Source organism: Ruminococcus callidus ATCC 27760, assembly GCF_000468015.1.
GTDB lineage: Bacteria > Bacillota > Clostridia > Oscillospirales > Ruminococcaceae > Ruminococcus_C > Ruminococcus_C callidus.
On sequence record NZ_KI260286.1, the window covers coordinates 7,387 to 8,253 of the forward strand.

At 56.2% G+C, this 867-nt stretch carries 1 protein-coding gene; it reads left to right on the plus strand.

Annotated elements, in window-relative coordinates; all coding sequences use genetic code 11:
- Positions 1–113 precede the first annotated feature (113 nt).
- Positions 114–707, plus strand: a complete 594-nt coding sequence (locus tag RUMCAL_RS00110) for a flavin reductase family protein (protein ID WP_021680296.1) — start codon at positions 114–116, stop codon at positions 705–707.
- Positions 708–867 lie beyond the last annotated feature (160 nt).

Sequence of the window (867 nt, forward strand, 5' to 3'; positions counted from 1 at the left end):
GTCGCCAGACGCTCTTTGTGCGGTATTGCCCAAATATTCCCGCCGGCACTTGACACACCGCCCGCTCCGTGATACAATAGCCTATTATAACCGAAAGCAAGGAGCAGATACTTATGGCAAAACAACACTGGAAAGGCAGCGTCCTGCTGGCACCCGTTCCGCCCACGCTGGTCACCTGCGGCACCATGGAACACCCCAACGTGCTGACCATTGCATGGACAGGCGTACTGGCAACGCACCCGCCCATGACATATATTTCCGTTCGTCCCTCCCGCTATTCCTATGATCTGATTCGGGAATCCGGCGAATTCGTCATCAATCTCCCCACCTCTGCCATGATGAAAGCCACCGACTTCTGCGGTGTCCGCAGCGGCAGGGACGTGGACAAGTTCGCCCAGTGCCACCTGACACCGGAGCCGGCACAGACCGTTAAGGCTCCCCTGATCGCAGAGTGCCCCGTCAGTCTGGAATGCCGCGTCACCGCCACCAAGGAACTGGGCACCCATACGGTATTCGAAGCGGAGATCACCGGTGTCAACGTCGAGGAACAGTACCTCGACAGCAAGGGCAAGCTGAATCTCCAGCAGTGCGGTCTGATGGCATACGCCCACGGCGAATACTTCGCTCTGGGCAGAAAGCTGGGGAACTTCGGGGATTCCGTCCGGAAAAAGAAGAAAAAACGCCCCGAACACAAGAAGCAGAAGTAAACTCTAAAATCTTTAATAATTAGGCTCCCCTGAAAGGGCACCCGTAGGGCGTGCCTTGTGCTGAGCTGGCAAGCCGCAGGCTTGACTGAGGGGTTATCTCGTAACTCTTTTACACCAAGAAAAGACTTCACAAAAGAACCCCTCCACCGCCTAACGGCGG

Excerpts from the sequence above, each read along its gene's own strand:
- RUMCAL_RS00110 (WP_021680296.1), top strand. The coding sequence starts at position 114 with ATGGCAAAACAACACTGGAAAGGCAGCGTCCTGCTGGCACCCGTTCCG.